Origin of the sequence: Phytohabitans sp. LJ34 (assembly GCF_052068095.1) — a bacterium.
GTDB lineage: Bacteria > Actinomycetota > Actinomycetes > Mycobacteriales > Micromonosporaceae > Phytohabitans.
Genome location: NZ_JBQHDG010000004.1, coordinates 431,216 through 448,133, shown reverse-complemented (window position 1 = coordinate 448,133; position 16,918 = coordinate 431,216). Strand labels below are relative to the sequence as shown.

Annotated in this window: 16 protein-coding genes and 1 pseudogene; 3 read left to right on the top strand and 14 right to left on the bottom strand. The window is 72.9% G+C overall.

Features of this window, described 5'->3' with window-relative positions:
* Positions 1 to 222 (top strand): annotated as a pseudogene (locus tag ACTMTJ_RS09770) (CPBP family intramembrane glutamate endopeptidase); the annotation flags it as partial.
* A gap of 92 nt (positions 223 to 314) precedes the next feature.
* Here the strand turns inward: ACTMTJ_RS09770 and ACTMTJ_RS09765 are convergent.
* The gene (locus ACTMTJ_RS09765; RefSeq protein WP_178063181.1) at positions 315 to 653 is read right to left on the bottom strand and encodes a winged helix-turn-helix transcriptional regulator; all 339 of its coding nucleotides are present in this window, start codon (positions 651 to 653) and stop codon (positions 315 to 317) included.
* 119 nt (positions 654 to 772) lie between these two features.
* On the opposite strand from ACTMTJ_RS09765, the gene ACTMTJ_RS09760 reads away from it, so the two are divergent.
* Both ACTMTJ_RS09760 and ACTMTJ_RS09755 read left to right on the top strand, forming a co-directional pair.
* Positions 773 to 1,471 (top strand): alpha/beta fold hydrolase, encoded by a 699-nt coding sequence (locus tag ACTMTJ_RS09760; protein WP_441215819.1) that lies wholly within the window; start codon positions 773 to 775, stop codon positions 1,469 to 1,471.
* A gap of 84 nt (positions 1,472 to 1,555) precedes the next feature.
* Positions 1,556 to 4,051, top strand: coding sequence for an ATP-binding protein (locus tag ACTMTJ_RS09755; RefSeq protein WP_441215818.1), 2,496 nt, complete (start codon positions 1,556 to 1,558; stop codon positions 4,049 to 4,051).
* Positions 4,052 to 4,057: 6 nt separating this feature from the next.
* On the opposite strand, the gene ACTMTJ_RS09750 is transcribed toward ACTMTJ_RS09755, so the two are convergent.
* Genes ACTMTJ_RS09750 through ACTMTJ_RS09690 form a run of 13 tightly spaced genes read right to left on the bottom strand, consistent with a single transcriptional unit; the run spans position 4,058 to position 16,893 of the window.
* The gene (locus tag ACTMTJ_RS09750) at positions 4,058 to 6,082 is read right to left on the bottom strand and encodes an eCIS core domain-containing protein (protein ID WP_441215817.1); all 2,025 of its coding nucleotides are present in this window, start codon (positions 6,080 to 6,082) and stop codon (positions 4,058 to 4,060) included.
* The gene (locus ACTMTJ_RS09745) at positions 6,060 to 6,278 is read right to left on the bottom strand and encodes a hypothetical protein (protein WP_441215816.1); all 219 of its coding nucleotides are present in this window, start codon (positions 6,276 to 6,278) and stop codon (positions 6,060 to 6,062) included. The genes ACTMTJ_RS09750 and ACTMTJ_RS09745 overlap by 23 nt, the downstream gene beginning before the upstream one ends.
* Positions 6,279 to 6,280: 2 nt before the next feature.
* A complete protein-coding gene (locus ACTMTJ_RS09740; protein WP_441215815.1) occupies positions 6,281 to 8,290 on the bottom strand; it encodes a hypothetical protein in 2,010 nt (669 codons plus the stop codon).
* Complete coding sequence (locus ACTMTJ_RS09735; protein ID WP_441215814.1) at positions 8,287 to 9,978, bottom strand: phage tail protein; 1,692 nt, start codon at positions 9,976 to 9,978, stop codon at positions 8,287 to 8,289. The genes ACTMTJ_RS09740 and ACTMTJ_RS09735 overlap by 4 nt, the downstream gene beginning before the upstream one ends.
* A gap of 6 nt (positions 9,979 to 9,984) precedes the next feature.
* Positions 9,985 to 12,120: a putative baseplate assembly protein gene (locus tag ACTMTJ_RS09730; protein ID WP_441215813.1), complete on the bottom strand. Its 2,136-nt coding sequence runs from the start codon at positions 12,118 to 12,120 to the stop codon at positions 9,985 to 9,987.
* A complete protein-coding gene (locus ACTMTJ_RS09725; RefSeq protein WP_441215812.1) occupies positions 12,117 to 12,506 on the bottom strand; it encodes a GPW/gp25 family protein in 390 nt (129 codons plus the stop codon). Before ACTMTJ_RS09725 ends, ACTMTJ_RS09730 begins: the two co-directional genes overlap by 4 nt.
* Before the next feature lie 10 nt (positions 12,507 to 12,516).
* On the bottom strand, positions 12,517 to 12,855 hold the full coding sequence (locus ACTMTJ_RS09720; RefSeq protein WP_441215811.1) for a hypothetical protein: 339 nt from the start codon (positions 12,853 to 12,855) through the stop codon (positions 12,517 to 12,519).
* 2 nt (positions 12,856 to 12,857) lie between these two features.
* Complete coding sequence (locus ACTMTJ_RS09715) at positions 12,858 to 14,462, bottom strand: phage baseplate assembly protein V (protein ID WP_441215810.1); 1,605 nt, start codon at positions 14,460 to 14,462, stop codon at positions 12,858 to 12,860.
* Positions 14,459 to 15,085: a CIS tube protein gene (locus ACTMTJ_RS09710; RefSeq protein WP_441215809.1), complete on the bottom strand. Its 627-nt coding sequence runs from the start codon at positions 15,083 to 15,085 to the stop codon at positions 14,459 to 14,461. The genes ACTMTJ_RS09715 and ACTMTJ_RS09710 overlap by 4 nt, the downstream gene beginning before the upstream one ends.
* Before the next feature lie 3 nt (positions 15,086 to 15,088).
* On the bottom strand, positions 15,089 to 15,940 hold the full coding sequence (locus ACTMTJ_RS09705; RefSeq protein ID WP_441215808.1) for an eCIS core domain-containing protein: 852 nt from the start codon (positions 15,938 to 15,940) through the stop codon (positions 15,089 to 15,091).
* Positions 15,937 to 16,131, bottom strand: coding sequence for a DUF6760 family protein (locus ACTMTJ_RS09700; protein WP_441215807.1), 195 nt, complete (start codon positions 16,129 to 16,131; stop codon positions 15,937 to 15,939). The genes ACTMTJ_RS09705 and ACTMTJ_RS09700 overlap by 4 nt, the downstream gene beginning before the upstream one ends.
* Positions 16,068 to 16,460 carry a hypothetical protein gene (locus tag ACTMTJ_RS09695; protein ID WP_441215806.1) on the bottom strand — a complete coding sequence of 131 codons (393 nt, stop codon included), beginning with the start codon at positions 16,458 to 16,460 and terminating at the stop codon, positions 16,068 to 16,070. The genes ACTMTJ_RS09700 and ACTMTJ_RS09695 overlap by 64 nt, the downstream gene beginning before the upstream one ends.
* A complete protein-coding gene (locus ACTMTJ_RS09690; protein ID WP_441215805.1) occupies positions 16,447 to 16,893 on the bottom strand; it encodes a phage tail protein in 447 nt (148 codons plus the stop codon). Before ACTMTJ_RS09690 ends, ACTMTJ_RS09695 begins: the two co-directional genes overlap by 14 nt.
* Between the last annotated feature and the right edge of the window lie 25 nt (positions 16,894 to 16,918).

Genomic DNA, 16,918 nt, shown 5'->3' with positions numbered 1-16,918 from the left:
ATGCGACTGTTGAAGCAGCTGCTCGCCGTCGCCGCGATCGCTTTGGCCGGCGGTCAGGCGGTCGCCGCGGTGAACGGCAATCCCTGGCTCACGCTGCTTTTCGGGGCGGCCACGGCGGTGATCGCCGTGCTCACGTACGCGTGGGTGGTGCGGCGGACCGAGCGCCGCGCGCCCACGGAGGTGGCCCGGAGAGGAGCAGGCGCCGCGCTCGGCCGCGGCGTGCGCGACCGGGTCCAGGCCGTGGTTTACGCCTACCGCTAGGGCCTGGTCACCTAGGCGACCTCTCCGTGCCGCGCTCCGCGCATCGACCGTCGTTACCGGTTGTCGTATGCCGCACGGGCGGCGTCGATGTGGGGGAGGTGCGTGATGCTCCACTCGAGCAGCGGCGCGGTGGCCTCGCGCAGGGTCCGGCCCATCGTGGTCAGCTCGTAGCTGACGTGCGGCGGCATTACCTCGCGGACCGTGCGCGTCAGGATCCCGTCGCGCTCGAGGTCGCGCAGCGTCACGGTGAGCATGCGCTGGCTGATGCCGTCGATGGCCCGCTTGAGCTCGGTGAAGCGCTGCGGCCCGTCCTTGAGCATGCGCACGATCAGCAGCGCCCACTTGTCCCCGACGATGCCGAGGACTTCGCGGGCCTGACACGGGTCCTGCACTGGTTACCTCCTGAGAACCGGGTCACCGAAATGTGCCGTATTGCCGGGGGCGCGTCGCGGAGATCATGATGCTTCCGGTTACCCAACGGTACCGAGGCACGAGGAGGAACCAAACGGCCATGGCCACATTTCTACTGGTACACGGCGCCTGGCACAGCGGGCGGAGCTGGGACCGGATGGTCCCGCTCCTGGAGTCGGCTGGGCACCGGGTGCTCGCGCCGTCGCTGACCGGCTACGGCGACAAGGCACACCTACTGGGCCCTGCGGTCGGGCTCGGCACCCACATCGACGACGTCGCCGGCCTGATCGAAGACGAGCGTCTCGACGACGTCGTGCTCGTCGGGCACAGCTACTCCGGGATGGTCATATCGGGAGTTGCCAACCGGGCCCCGCAGCGGATCGCGCACCTGGTGTTCCTCGACGCGATGGTCCCCGAAGACGGCGAGACCGCGGTCGACGTCCTTCCGATCACCAAGCAGCTCATCGACCTCGCCGTCGACGGCTGGCGGGTTCCGCCGATGCCGGAGCAGCCGCCGCCGATCGGCTTGTTCGGCGTCATCGATCCCGACGACGTCGCCTGGTTGCGCTCGATGCTGTCGGACCACCCGGCGCGGTCCCTCCAAGAGCCGGTCCGGCTGGACAACCCGGCCGCGCACGCGATCCCACGCACACACGTCCACTGCGTCAAGGGCCAGCCGGCGGGCATCACCCGGCGTCCCGTCCCAGCAGGCGACCGGCTACGGGAGCTACCGACCGGCCACGACTGCATGATCACCATGCCCGTCGAGCTCGCCCGGCTGCTGCTCGAGGCGGTCTAGTGTGCATCCGCTAGCCGGCGGGCCGTCTGTCAGATGGCTGCCGGTCGCGCACCCGCGTGGTCTCCACCCACGTATCTTGTTCGTGTGGTCGACTCCGTCGCGGGGGACGCGTTCGGCGAGCTGTTGTTGCGCCATCGGGCGGCGGTGGGCCTGAGCCAGGCCGTCGTGGCCCGGCGCAGTGGGCTCAGCGAGCGCGCCTTGCGCGATCTCGAACGGGGAGCGACCAAGAGTCCGCGCCGCCACACCGTCGCGGCGCTGGCCGAAATCCTCGGGTTGAACGGGGTTGAACTCGTCGCTTTCGCCGCCGCGGCGCAGGGGCGGGCGGCGGCGCCGTCCCCGCCGCTCGCCGGTGCGGGTAAGGCGGCTCGCGGTGACCTGATCGGTCGCGAGCGGCATCTTGCCACCCTCGTCGACTTGGTGCTCGGCGAGCGGCATCGGATCGTTACGGTGGTCGGCGCCGCTGGTGTAGGCAAAACCCGGCTCGTCGCGGAGATGATCAGCACCGCCCGGGTGGGAGCGCCGCTGTCTATATACACCCTCGAGGCCGCGGCGGTTACCGACCCGGCCCAGCTCGGCGAGCTGATCGCGCAGGTGGTCGGTGCCGGCGGGCGGTCGAGGCTGGCCGTGCAGGACCGTATCGCGGCCGAGCTCCGCGACCGGCGGGCGCTGCTCGTCCTCGACTGTGTCGAGCGCACCGTCGCGGCCGCACCCCTGGTTTCCTCGCTGGTACGCCGTTGTGCCCGGCTGACCGTCTTGGCCACCAGCCAGCGCCCCTGGCGGGTCAGCGGCGAGCGCGAGCTGCGCCTTCCGCCCCTGGCCGCCCCCGCGGCCGCCGAGCTGTTCGCACGCCGTGCCGCCGCGGTCAATCCGGCGTGGACGGTCGGCGGCGTGGACCACGAGGCGGTGGTCGACATCTGCCGCCGCCTCGAGGGCTTGCCGCTCGCCATCGAGCTGGCCGCGGCCCGGATGCGGGTGTTGAGCGTGCGCGAGCTCGCCAGCCGGCTCGATCGGCGACTACAGATCCTCGCTGGCGGGCCGGTCGACCTGCCGGAGCGGCACCGGTCGCTGCGCGGCGCCATCGAGTCGAGCCTCGAGCTCGTCACACCCACCACGCGGACGGTCTTCGGGTGGTTCGCCGCGTTTCCCGGCGGGGTACGGCTGACCGATCTCGAGTCCGTGGCCACGGCCGTGGACCTCGACGCGGACTGCTGCCTCCCGGCGGTGGAGGAGTTGGTGCAGACAAACCTCGTCAACGTCGCCGAGGACGCGGGATCGTTCCGGTACACGCTGCCCGACGCGGTCCGTGAGCTCGCGGTGGAGGAGCTGGCCGCCGCCTGGGGCGGGGAGGTGCGGCGTGCGGCCGCGGCCCGCTGCATCGCCAATGTCGTGGCGTGGTGCGATGACCCGGCGCCCGGGCGCGTGCTGTCGGGTGCCGATGCCGACAATCTCCGTGCCGCGGTCGAGTTCGCCGTCCGCGATCACCCGGCGCTGCTGACCCCCGAGGTCATGGACGCGCTCTACCGCCATTACGACCTGACGGGGCGGTACAGCGAGGGTCAGACCGCGTTCAGCCGGGCCGGTATGGGTGGGCCCGGACTGGTCCGCGCGGGCCGGCTGGCCCTGTTGCGGTGCGACACCGAGGCCGCCGAGCGGTTCGGCGAGCAGGCATTGGCGCACCTGGCACCCGACGACCACATCGGACTCGCGGAGGCGCGGCTCTTCCTCGGCTGGGTCGGCCTGGAACGGCGCGACTGGCGGCAGGCCCGCGCCCACCTACGAGCCGCGCTGGTCCAGGCGCGCCGGGCCCGCGACCTGGCCATGCTCGCCCGGGTGCTCAACAATCTCGGCGTGTGCTCGGCGTTTGACGGCCGGCTGCGCGACGCCGAGCGACAGACGGCGGCCGCCCTCATCGCGAAGCGCCGCAGCGGCGCTGGTCCGATCGAGCTGGCCCGCACCTTGAACAACCTTGCGGAGAACGCCCGCGACGCCGGCTCGTTCGGCAACGCGGCGCAACGGGCCGAAGAAGCGACCACGCTGTTCGCGTCCGCCGGACACCAACGAGGCGCGGCGACCGCCGCCAGCACCGGCGCACTGATCTGGTTGGCGCACGGTGACACGGCCGCGGCGTCGGCCGCGATCGACCGTGCGGTCGATGTGCTCGGCGATACCGGCGAAGACCTGCGCACGATGGCCGTCGTCGACCTACGACGCACGCTGGTGTGGCACGCCATCGGACGGGTCCGCGAGGCGGCCGAGCTGCTGCGGCGGACGCTGCCGCACGCGATGCGCCATGACCGCCGGACGCAGGAGGAAGCGGCCCTGATGCTGGCGCAGCACGCCGCGCTCGTGGCCACCCGCGTCCCGACACTCGCCGCCACCATGATCGGCGCGGCCCGGGAGTTGCTGCTGTCGGTCAACCGTGACACCCCGCCAGCCGAGCAGAGGGCGATCGACGAAGCCACCCGGATCGGTGTGGCGGCGCTGGGCGAAGACGGGTTCGCCCAGGCGGCCGCGGCGGGCGCCGGGGCCGGGCCCGAGACCTTGGCGGCACTGTGCGGGCGGCTCGCCGAGGCGAGTTGAGGCCGGTCACGGCGCGGGTGGCAGGAGTATCTGGTCGGGCCGGACCCAGCGGAGCAGGGACAGGTTCGCCCGCACCGGAAACGGCACCTTCAGAGCCAGGCCGGGCGCCTGCTCGAAGGCCGCCCGGGTGGCCTCGTTGGCCGGAAACACCGCCACCGCGTGCACGTTGAACGGGTTTGCCGGATCGAGGTTGACCGCGGGTGCGGCGCCGCCGGCGACCGGCACCTCCCCGACCGGGATGGTGTGGTGGGCGATCCGGCGCGGCACGGCCAGCACGAAGAAGCTCAGCGAGTCGGCCGCCCCGACCGCGACGCTGGTGCTGCCTTCGTCGTCGAACCCGTCCAGGTCCCACTTCACGTCCTGAAGGACCATGGTGCGGCCGCGAGCCGTGGCGAGCATCCGCCGGGGAAACGGGGTGCGCAGGTCGGCGGGACCGGAGGCGGCCTTCGGCTCCTGCCAGACCTCCTCGTACCGCAGTTGCTCGCGTTCGCCCGGTGTGCGCATCGCGGCGGGTGCGGCGAGGATGTCGGCCATCGCCTCCTCCGGGGTACGCCCGTAGCCCACCTCGATCCGGTCGAAGACCATCGGCCCGGTGATCGTGGTGTCCGGCAGGGACGCCTCCCGGTAGGCCATCCGGAACAGCGCGCCGTCGTGCGGACGCTGTGCCATGTGCGCGGCGGCGGCCTGCGCGTACGGTGCCAGGGCGGCCTCGACCTGCGGGCTCTGCTTGTCCCGGAAGCGGGAGTTGAACCAGGCGGCCAGGGCACTCAACGCGCCGACGGCGGCGCTGGCGCCGGCCTGCGCCTTCTCCTGCCGCCCCGTCGGGAGCTGGATGGCCGGACCGCGGTTGCGGGCCAGGACCTCCTCGAGCTCCTTCGCCGTGGCGGGCGGCTTCTCGCGCAGTATCCGCCGAGTGTTCTCGTCCATCGACGGGTCGAATGCGGCGAGCACCCTCATGAGTTCGGAGCGGTCGAGGTGGTAGGCGCGTCCCATCGGGCCTTCCTTCCCGGCCGTCTTGTACACCCGCTCGTGGAACCTCATGGCATCCGCGCTATCGCTGATATTGATGCTCATGCCCGCTCGGCTGGCGCGCAGCGTCTCCCGGATCCGATTGGCCAGCATGATCTGGCCGGCACCCCGGCTTTCCTCTGCGGCGTGGACCCATCCTCGGCTGGCGTCCGCGGCCGGGTGTGGCGGCGGTACCCAGGTGTCGGCAGCGACGAGTATCAGGCGTCCGCCTTGCCGGCCCAGCATCGCACGCGCCACCCGGCCCTTCTGCTGGGCTTCCGCGCGGAGCGTGGCCATCGTCAGCGGTTTGTTCCGATCGAGACCCTTGACGTGCATCTGGAGTTGGTTGATCTCGGGGGTGTCCGGTAGGTCACGCACGTCGAAGATCTGCGTGCGGACCAGGAACTTGTTGCCCGTGGCGTCTTTCAACAGCGCCCGGCCGGGCGGGGCGACCTCCGTGTCGCGCGGCACCGGTATCGGTTCCTCGGTGAGCAGGTCGAGCGGGTCGCCGATCGGGGCGAGCTGCGGCCCCAGCGGCACGCCCGCGGCACGCTGTTGCAACACGTGGGCGAGCTCGTGGCGGAGCAGCCGGTCACCCGGGCCGGTGCCCGGCGCGTACCGGCCGGCGCCGAACGCGATGTGCTCGCCGACGGTGAACGCCCGCGCGTGCAGCCCGGCCGCCGCGGCCGCGGCCCGGCCGTCCCGGTGCACCCGGACCGTACTCAGGTCGGCGGCGGTCTCCCGTTCCCAGCGCAGCCGGTCTGGCTCGGGCAGTGGAACGCCGGCGCCGAGTTCGGCGAGTACCCCGACCGGCGGGGCCGGTGCCGGTCCGGTGGAAGGACCGGCGGGCGGCAGGATGCCGCGCGCCGCGTCCCGCTCGTACTCCGCCCGGTGCCGGACCAGGGCGCGCACCGCTTGGTTGCCGAGGGTGTGTTGCAGGTGGGCGAGCCCTCCGGGTGCGCGGGCGGCGGAACCGCCGGCGTCAGGCGTGCGCTGCCGGTCAGCCGCGATCCGCTTCTGCATGTCCGTCCTCCCGTTCCGGCCCCGGCTCGCCGCCGAGCACCTCCCGCAACACCTGGATCGCTCCGCTGATCAGCAACAGGGACTCCTGGAGACGCACGCTCTCCTCCGCCAGGGCGCACAGGCGCTGCTCACCCACCTCTTGTTCGCGTTCAAGGAGCACCAACCGGTCGGTGAGGCACTGTCGCATCCGGTCCATCGCTATCCCTCCTTTGTGGACCGGTTGGGAGTGGCGCGCCGGGTCAGCCGCCAGGCGGTGCCCCGTTCGGCCGGCTGGTCGTACAGGTCGGGATGCAGGTAGGTGCCCTGCTCGTCGGCTGGCTTCTCCTCGTCCACGACCAGGGGGTTGGCCTTCGCGTACGGGTCTCGCCGGACGCCGGTGAGCTGCCAGCACACCCGCATACCCGCCCGGCCGCCGGCGATCCGGAACCTGTTGCCGGCGACCTCCTCGGCCACGTGCAGGTCGGGGGCCGCCGCGCCGATCGGGGTGAGCTGGTAGCGGAATTCCCGGTTGAGCGTGTCGCACCAGCCGGCGAGCTCGACCTCGGCCGCGCCGCCGGCGTCGAGCTCGACCACGCCGTCGTACACGGTCTTCAGCTCGTCGCTTTCCACCAGCGCGTGGGACAGCGTACGGGTCTCCGGCGCCTCCGGGTGGTCGATGCGGATCCGCCCGGCCGCCTTGTTGACAGTGCCGGTGACGTTGACGTCGCCGACCAGGATGGCCGCGAACACCTCGCCGCCGGCGATGACTCCGGTGCCCGCACCGCCGACCGCGAACACGGCCGTCCCGTCGGGGACGCTGGCGAACACGCCGACGCCCCGCGTCGCGTTCGTCGCCTCGATGACCGTCCCGCTGGGCTCGGCGGAGCGCACGTCCAGCCGCGCGTCGGCGTTCGGGGCGTGGACGCCGATGCCGACCTGGCCGGTGCGGGTATGCATGGTCAGGCCGAAGCCGGCCGCGTCACCCCACAGGCCGACCCGGTCGTTGTCGGCCATCCCGACGAACGCGCCGAGCGCACCGGCGCTGTCCTGGCGCAGCCAGAGCCCCGCCGACGCGTGCCCGGCCTGGCGGAGCTGGATCCGGCCGGCCACGTCGAGCGGGAACGCCGGTGCGGTCGTCCCGATGCCCACCTTGCCGTCGTTCTTGACGATCATCCGGGTCACGTTGCCGCCGGCCCGTAGCCGCAGGTCGTGGTTTGTCATCGTGGAAACGATGCCGCCGTTGACGTCGGCGCCGAGGAGGATCTCGGCCGGGCCGCCGGCGATGGCGGTTTTCGCGCGTACGTTGAGGTAGGCGCCGGCCGTGCCCTCCACGGTCAGCCGCTGGTCGGGAGCGGCGGTGCCGACACCGACCCGTCCGGTGCCGGCCGAGCCGACCACCACGTTGCCGGCGGCGGCGTCGACGGTCAGCGCCGGCGTCCCGTCGTCGCGGCGGGCCACCACCTGCTGGGCGGTGATCGCCAGCCGGGCGAAGCCGCGCACGGCGCCGCCCTCGTCGCGGCCGAAGTCGACCTCGTCGGTGGCCGACTCCACGCGCAGTTCGAGCCCGCCGGCCGCGCGGGCGCGGAGTACGGCCGCCGGCTGGGGGCGTTGCTCCACCGCGAGCCCGTCGGCGCTGGCCGTGCGGACCGGCCGGCGCAGCACCACCCGTTCGGCCGGCAGCCCGGCGCCCCGGCGCTGCTCCCGGCCGAGGTCGGCGACGTTGCCGGCGGGGTCCAGGACCACCCGCGCAAGGACCACCCGGGATCCGTCGGCGGGCAGGTCGGCCGGCCGGTACCGCTGGAGCAGCGGGGTGTGGTCGACCCGCGGGGCGCCGGGGATCGCGCTGTCGAACGTTTCGGCGAACCCGATCGTGAGGTACCACTCGCCGGACTGCCCCGGTGGCGTCGGCAACGTCACGCCCGCCGGTCCGACGTCGGCCAGCGTCGTCCCGTCGAGCCTGGCCTGCCCACCCGCGGCGAGTGAGAGGTGCCGGCCCTGCGCGTCCAGCGCGACGCCGGGAGCGACCGTGACCCCGGCTTGGTTGACGGTGGCGGTGACCCGCAGGCCGGAGGCCACCCCCCACTCGTGCAACTCGCTGCCGTGCAGGCGTTCCATCGGCTGGAGGTACTGCTCGACGTCCCAGTTGCTCTCCTTCCGGGACGTGTCGCCGCCGCGTTCGTCGCCGTTGGCGTCGCGGTAGGAGGTGCGGGTCAGGTTCTGTGCGGTCATCGTTCGGCTCCTGTGTGTTCGGCGGCGCCGCTCGGTGCGGCGGTGCTGCGGGCCGGGGCGCTGACCTGTTCCGGGCGGGGCAGCACCGAGGCAAGGGTGGTCGCCGGCTTCTGCTCGGCGACGATCCGGTCGATCTCCCGCATGATCATTTTCTGTACGGGAATCCGGCCGACGTCCGGCTCGCGTGACTTGGCGAAGTGGACCAGCACCCCGAACTCGTGCGTGCCCGCGCGCCACGTCCGGCGTTCGGTCAGGTGCGGTTCGCCGGGGTCGCAGAGGTACACGGTGCCCTCGTGCAGGACCATCCCTTGTGGATAGACCAGCCGGCCGGGCTCGGTGACCCGGGTGACCGTGGGCGGCGAGACCCCGATGTCCACCCGGTACACCGCGGCGTGTTCGGCGAAGTCGTGCCGGAACGGTTCGTTGATGGTCGGTTCCGGCCACAGTCCGAGGTCGAGCACGAGCAGCCGGGTGGCGTCCTCCTCGACGATGGCCACCGGGGCGATCAGTGGGTTGGCGGCGGCCGGCAGCCCGGCCAGCAGGCGGTGTTCGCCCCAGGGGTCGGAGCGGCGGTCCACCCGGACCAGTTCGGCGGGCGAGGGCGGGTCGAAGGTGCGGGCCACCCCGATGACGAGGTCGCCGTCGGCCCGGGCCAGCAGCGACCGGGCCGGTCCCGGGGTGGCCAGCGGCCGGCGGGGCTGTACGGCCGGGGCGGTGCCGGTGTCCGCCCCGGTCACCACGGTCACGCCGGAGGGGTCCAGCAACAGCAGCTGCCCGGTGGGGGAAACCGCCATCGACACCGCGGCGGCGTGCAGCGGCGGCTGCGGCTGCAACGTGGTGGCCAGCAGGTCCGGTGCGGTGAGCCGGTGCAGGCCGCCGTTGGCGTCGAACAGGTACACCTTCCACGCCGCGGTCCGCGCGTCGACCGCGACCGCTACCGGCCGGCCCGGCTGGAACGGCTGCTGACCGGCCGGTACGGCCTGGCCCAACGGCAGCGGTGCCGGGGGTGCCCCGGCCATGTCGGCGTACCCACCGCTGCGGGTGATCCGCCACAGGCCGGGCTTGACCGGCTGGGCCGTGCCGGTCATTCCGCCGTCGCCGACCAGCAGGTCGCCGGACGGGCTCAGCGCGATGCACTGCGGGGTGACCAACCCGCGGTACGCGGCGGTGCGGTCGGGCCGGATGAACGGCCCTTGCCGGATCAGCGCCGACACGCCGGCCGCCTGGTCCGGCAGCAGCCGGGCGAACAGCACCTTCGCCGAGTCGTCCACGGCGATCCGGGGCCGGATCGGGCCGACCGTGTACAGGTCCAGGTACCGGGCCAGCCCGATGGCGGTCCCGCGGTCGGCGTAGACCCGGGTGATCTGGGCGATCGCCTTGCGTCTCTGGTACTCGTCCCAGCTGGGCGGCAGGTCCAGCCCGACCCAGGAGGCGAGCCAGGGCAGAAACCGCTCCGGCGTGCGCCAAGGGTCGAACAGGTGGGGCAGCCGGTCGACCGCCTCGGCGATGCTGCCCGGCCGGACGACCCGGCCGCCGGTCTTGCCGGCGCGGTGATCGTCGGGCAGGCCGGTGAGCATCTTCTCGAACACCCGCAGCACCGCGCCGAGCGAGCCGCCCGCCTGCCCCTCCCACAGCACCGGCGGCAGGTACCGCAGGTAGCCGCTGCCCCTGGTGTCGATGTCGGTCACGATTCCTCACTCCGGTTGCGCGGTCACGGTGGCCTGGCCGAAACAGACAAGCTCGTAGTCGGCCAGCAGCACGACCGCCGCGTCGGTCTCCAGCAGCAGCGGCAGCGGCCGTTCGTTGGCGGTCCAGGCGCCGCCGGGTCCGTACGGCGGGAGGTGGTACGGCGGAACCGCCGGCCGCAGGCTCAGCTTGGCCACGTATCCGATGTCGTCGGCCGGCCGGATCGCCTGGTACACCTCGGCGAGGTACACGCTCTGGCCGACCTGCCAGCCACGCTCTCCGGGCCCGCCGTGCACCGGGTGCAGGAACGCCTGGATCCGCTGCCGGATCGTGTTGGCGACCTCCTCCGGGCCGGTGACCCGCCCGTCGTCGATGGCCCGCCGGAACACCCGGACGTCGACGCTCACCTGGATCGGCAGGTATCGGGGACCGGTGACGTGCAGGTACGTGGCCAGGTCCCGGCGCTTGTCGAGGCTGGCGAGCAGGTCCTGGACGAGCGCGGTGGACGGCTCCGGCTGGTCCACCTTCGGCCCCAGATCGGGGACCACGATGAGGTTGACGTTGCCGGGCGCGCGCAGCAGGGAGGCGAACCGCCAGGGGTCGCCCTTCAGCCAGGCGGTGCCGTTGTCCTGCTCCTGTACCCGTGGCGGCAGGCAGCGCACCACCGCCAGGTCCGGCCGCGCCTCGCGGGCGAGCTGCTCGTAGTCCTCGACGTTGACCGCGCCGTTGCCGTGCCGCAGCACCTGCGGGGCGCGGCGCTTGGTCTCCTCGACGGGTTCCTCGTCCGCCCCGCCCTGTGCCGGCGCCAGGTTGCGGACCGCGACGATGCCCGGGACGGGCGCGGTGAGCGCGGCGATCGCCCCGGCGGGTACGTTGCCGGCGGCGCCGGCGGCCACGTACCGGTAGCTGGCGGTTATCCGGCTTCCGGACGGCGGTACGGTGCCGCGGCCCTTGCCGGTGGTCGGTTCGTGGTTGCCGAAGCTGATCTCGCCGGTGACCGGGTCGAGCCGGTAGTGGTTGCCAGGTCCGGCCGGCAGGTCGTCGACAAGGGTCCACGGCTGGTCGTCGACGCGGACCGTGACGTGGTCGTACGGGCTGTCGGTGGCTGGCCGGCGAAACAGCGGCCGGTTGCGCAGGGGCAGCACCTGGAACGGTGTCCCGTCGCCGCGGCCGACCTCCTCCGGCGCGGACGGGCGGGCGCTGAGGGCCGCGGTGGCGGGTGCGGTGTTGGCCAGCAGGTACCGCAGGCCGACCTGGATCGGGTTGGCCGAGCTGTTGGTCACGCTGACTCCGAGCCAGCGGTACGAGCCGGTGACCGGGGTGGTGCCGGCCGCCGGCCGCACCGGTGCGGCGCCGGCGGCCCAGCTGGTCGGTGCCTGGGCCGCCCAGCCGGCGGGTGCGGTCAGCCGGATCCGCCCGTCGCGGCGCAACCCACCGGTGCGGTCCGCGCGCACGGTGACCGCCGGCCACTGTGCCGGCGCGATGGTGGCGACCGAGCACCGCCAGCCGACCGCGGGTTGCGGGCCGGGCGGCAGCGGGCCGGCCAGTTCGACGTACAGGTCGACGTCGCCGCTGACCGGCCGGTCGAAGCCGAGGCACAGCAGCACTGTGCTGTTGGGCGCCACGCTGAGCGTCGCGCCGGCCGGTGGCGGGCTTCCGGCCGGGCCGCCCGGCGGCGGCGGGACGAACGCGTCGGAGACGTTGGTGTAGCTGCCCTGGCCGGCGGCCGGCAGGCTCAGGTTCAGTGCCACCGCCGGTGCGGGCAACACCCGGACCGCGTCGTCGGTCTCGAAGCCGACCGGTGTCTCGCCCTCGCCGGCCGGGGTCTGCGCCTGGGTGCCGGCCGGCACCGGCACCGGCAGGTCGCCCTGCGCGGTGAAGGTGAGCAGGGTCCGGGCGGGGGTCCGCGGGGACCGGGTGATGCCGAGCAGGTTGAGGAACGCGGCGTAGTTCTTGTCGGGGACCTTGTTGAGCCGGAAGATGAGGCCCTCGACCAGCCAGGCGAACAGCTCGACGAGCGTGATGCCGAGGTCGCTCGGATTGTGGTCGGTCCACTGTGGAGCATATTTGGGGATCAGGGCGCGGGCCTCGTCCACCAGGTCCTGCCAGCGGCGGTCGTCGAGGTCGGGTACGGGCACGGTCATGACAGCTCCAGCGGGACGGGTACGGTCAGCTCGCCGGTCTCCGGGCCGCCCTTGACCCGGTACCGGACGGTGATGGACAGGGCGGCCCGCCCGTTGTCGTGGGCCACCTCGACGCCGGTCACGTCGATGCGCGGCTCCCACTCGTCGAGCGCCGCCTTGACGAGGTGCCGGGCCAGGTTGGCGGTGGCCGGGCTGTTCGGGGCGAACGCGAGACCGCGTAGGTTGGCGCCGAAGGTCGGGCGCATCAACCGTTCGCCGTGCTGGGTGCCGAGGATGATCCGGATCGACTGCTCGATCTTGGCCAGGTCGGCGGCCTCGCGGATCCCGCCGGTCGCGCCGGTGCCGAAGGGGTGCGCGATGCCGCGCCCGTAGAAGTCCGAAGCCATCGGGGTCCTCCTAGACCGCGCTGAGCTTGATCTGGGCGGGCGTGGTGCTCAGCTTCGCCGGGACACCGGCGAGGAGGCCGTCGGTCGTGCCGGTCAGCCCGAGCAGGACGGCTTGGCCGCCGACGCTCAGCTTGGCCGCGCCCAACGAACTGACCGTCTGGACGGTCCCGCACTTGGTGGTGTTGGCTCCGGACGCCACGCAGCCGCTCACGGGCATGCCGGCTACGCCATCGCGGGTCAGTACCTCCGCGCCGGCGACGACGAGCCTGGCCGCGCCGGCGGTGTCGACGTGTCCCGGCGTGGGGTGGTCGCAGACGACCGCGCTCGCGGTGGTCAGCACGAAGTCCACGGCTAGCTCACGTCCATCCGGTTGGCGACCTTGACCTTGACGTCGATCGCGTTGAGCCGGATCTCGCCGGCGGCGTTCAACTCGATGTCTCGCATGGCGGTGATGGACACCGTGCCGTCGGCTGCGAGGGTGACGGTGCTGCCGGCCCGATCCTCGATGACGATCTGCTCCGCCGCGGTGCTGTCGTCCAGGGTGATGGTGTGCCCGGCCTTGGTGCGGATGCGGCGGATCGAGTTGGTGCCGTCCAGCGTGGTGACCGGCTTGCCGCGTAGCTGGTCCCAGAGGCTGCCGATGACCACCGGGCGGCCGAAGTCGCCCTGCTCGAACGCGACGACGACCTGGTCGCCGGGGTCGGGCAGGAAGAAGGCGCCGCTGCCGGCACCGGCCATCGGTGTGGCGCAGGCGGCCGTCGTGGTCTCGCCGCTGTCGGAAAACCACGGAAAGGCGACCTCGGCCTGGTACGTGAGCGGGTTGACCGACTCCACCGTGCCGATCGCCACGCCGGGGGAGGGCTCCGGCCGGTTGGGCGAGGGCTGGTCGACCACCGAGCGGCGGACCAGCTGGAGCAGGCTGGACGCGGCCCGCTGGGTGACCTCGAAGTCGGTGCGGTAGCCACCGCCGTCGAGGGTGTGGGTGACCCGCCGCAGCCGGTACCCGCCGCTGAACCGCCTACCTACGCCGCGTACCGCGACGGTCTGGTCGGCGCGCAGGTCGGGCAGTCCGGGGCAGGACCCGGACGCCTCGTACATTCCCTCCAGGATCTCCTGGAGGATCGACTTGGCCAGGGCGAACGCGTCCACAGGGGACTTGACCGGCTTGTCCCGCACCACGCGGCGGCCGAGGCCGAGCAGCATGTCCAGCGCCGTACCGCCCAGCCGCTCGACCACCGCGTCGAGGTCGACCGTGGCACCGGTCATCACGCCGACGATGGTCTGGGCCAGTTCCTCGTTGTACCCGCGCACCACCTGGATACCGGCCAACGCGGCCGAGGACAGCCGGGGGTTGAAGCTGGTCAGGTTTCGGCCCCATTCCAGGACCAGTTCACCGGCCTGCGGGCGGGGCAGGCGGAAGTACAGCCGGTCCCACCACACGTACACCTCGAAGAAGTTCGCCCGGGCGCGCTCCTTGAGCAGGGCCATGTCGGTGCCGGTCTGGCGCAGCTTGGTGTGGAAGAACAGCGAGGGGTCGACCACCGGGATCAGCCCGGCCTCCACCGCGATCTGAGCCGCGATCATGCTGTCGTTCATGAACTTGAACGCCGGCCGGTCCGGCACGTCGTGCCGCAGCCGGTGCGACCGGTCGTAGCCGGACACTGTCAGCGTCGGGGCTCCGGACTGGGGAAACGAAGGCTGCAAGGCGGTGATCTCGCCGAGCATCATCGGGTGCAGGTCGTCGCCGTACCCGAGGTGGATCTCCACGCTCTTGCCGAGGTCGAACAGCGGCGAGTCGGTGAACCGGTTGCCGGCGTTGTCCAGCACGATGGTGAACATGTCGGCCAGGTCCAGGTTGTTGTCGTACTGGACGCTGAGCACGTGCCGGCTCACCTCGGCGGCGAGGGTGACGCCGCTGACCACGATCCGGGCCCGGGGGGCGAGGCCGGCCGTCATCGGGGGTCTCCGGTGGGGATGACCACCGGCTGGCCCGGCGGCAGCCGCAGCGGGTCGGCGATGTCGTTGTGGTCGGCGATCTCCCGCCAGCGGCCCGGGTCGCCGAGGTAGATCCCGGCCAGGCCGGACAGGGTGTCGCCGTCGCTGAGCCGGTGCAGCGTGGGCGGTGCGAGAAACAGCCCGCCGCGCACCTCGGTCTCCACCCGGGCGTACTCCTGGAACCGCACCACGAGCCGGGCCCGCACCGGGGTGCCGTCCGGCAGGAACATCGACATGTGCTGGTCGGCCTGCGCCAGCACGCATTCGAACGAGAACCGGCCCATCACGAACAGCAGCACCGGCGGCGCGAACGTGCGCGGCTCGGGGTCGAGCAGGCCGACGATGCGCCGGGTGTGCTCGCGGACGTCGGTGCGCCGTTCGTAGGTGTCGAAAAACAGCTCCAGGTTCAGCGTGCGGGCGCGGCCGCGCACGTACTGGATCGGCGGGGTCGCGAGGCCTGGCACGCCGATCTCGGCGATCTCGTTGCCCTGCTCGATCCGGTACTCCTCCGGGTTGTACATCACCGGGATGTGTTCGCCGGAGCGGGTGTTGACGATGAAGGCTCTGGTCAGCTGTACGGCCATCGGCTATCCGCCCCGCTCCCACTCGATCCGTAGTTGGTAGCGCAGGTCCTGCGGCACGGCTGGGGCCGGGCCGCCGGTGCGCGCGGGGCTCGGCTCGGCCGGCCGGTGCGGCTCGCGGCGCAGCGGCGCGGCCATCGGCCGCGGCGTCGGCGCGGCCGACGGTGCGGGCGCGACCGGTGCGGGCACCGGTGCCGTCGAGGTGGGACCGCTGGGCCGGACCGCCCGGTCCGCCGCCTCGGGTGGGCGGGGGCCAGCGGCCGGCAGGACCAGCGCGGCGCGTTCGTGGATCGCCGCCGCGTGCTCCTCCGCGGCGGCGCCGGCCGCGGTGGCCCTGCGCCAGGCGGCGTTGGGCCGCATCGCCTCGCTCACGTGCGTCGCCTCGTGCACCAGCAGGGCGAACCCGGCCGGCTCGTGCGGGCGGAACTGGCCGCGGCCGAAGAAGACATCTGCGCCGACGGTCACGGCCGCGGCCTGGTGCCGGTGCGCCACCTGTTCGGCCGGCGCGCCGCGGTGCACCCGCAACCGGTCGGCGGCGGCGCCGGCGTACGGTCGCAACCGCTCCCGGACACCGGCGTCCAACGGTGCGCCTGGCGCGGCGGGTGCGTCCGGCGGCCCCGGCGGGCCGGTTTCCGCCGGCCACGTCGGCCCGCCCGGCGGCGGCTCGTGGTGTGCCGGGCGCGCCCAGGCGACCGGTGGGTCCGCTTCCACCCGGCGCAGCCGGCTCGCGGTCGCCGCGGGTCGGTTCGCGGCGCGGCGCAGCACCGGCCGGGCCCGCTCCACCCAGCCGATCGTCACGGTGGGGCGGCCCATCAGCCGCCGCGCCTGTATGGCAAGGCGCGCGCCGAGGGTTCTCACGTCGTCTCCTCCAGTTCGAGCACGGTGGCCAGCCACCGCCGGCGCTCGGTGTGGTCGAGGTTCATCAGTTCGTGGTGGGTCCAGTGGACGCGCTGTCCGAGCAGGGCCACCTCCTGGTAGACCCGCGTCAGGGGGTAGCCGAGGATCCCCCCGGCGGCGCCGGGTCGAGGTCCAGGGCACAGCGGGGGCACCGGCTCGGGCCGGGTTCCGGGGCCAGGCCGTTGATCCGGTTGTACATCTCCTGGAGGTAGGCCAGGTCCGGTGAGAACAGCCCTTCGATCACGGCCGGGTTGACCTGGGTGACCGACCCGATCCGCCGGACCACCCGGGAAAGCAGGATCACGATGAGGTACGCCGGCAGGTTGTGCACCCGCGGGTCCTTCATCGGCAGGATCTCGTCGGCCGCGGTGGCCAGCCGCATCACCCCGGTCCGGTGCAGCGTGCCGGTCTCGTCCAGGTACCCGACCGGCAGCTCGAACTCGTGCTCGGTCAGCAGCGGCTGCTGATCAACGGCGGACACGCTTTACCCCCTCGTGCGCGAGGATCAGCGTCTCGATGGCCACCTCGTTGCCACCGGCGTTGAGCTGCGGGCCCTCCCACTTGTGCGGCCAGGCGTTGACGAAGTTCCACCGCACCACCTCGCGGCGGTTGGCCAGGTCGTACACGATCACCGACCCGTTCTTGCGCTGGACGTTGCCGTCGATCACCTGCTGCCGCCAGGCCCACAGCTCGTCGGAGTCGGTCAGCCCCCACTTGAGCGTGATGTCGGTGAACGTCGTCTTGCCGGGAAGCTTGCGTACGCCGGCGTTGTCGCCGCCCTCGCGGGTCTCGATGACCTCGGTCGTGGCGTCGAGCCCGGCGCACTCGCGAAAGCTCGCCTGGGTGATCCCGTCGATCTCGACGAGGAAGTTGAAGTTGACGTACGGGTCGACTCGGGCACCGGTCTGCGCCATGGTTGTCTGCTCTCCCTGCCTGCTA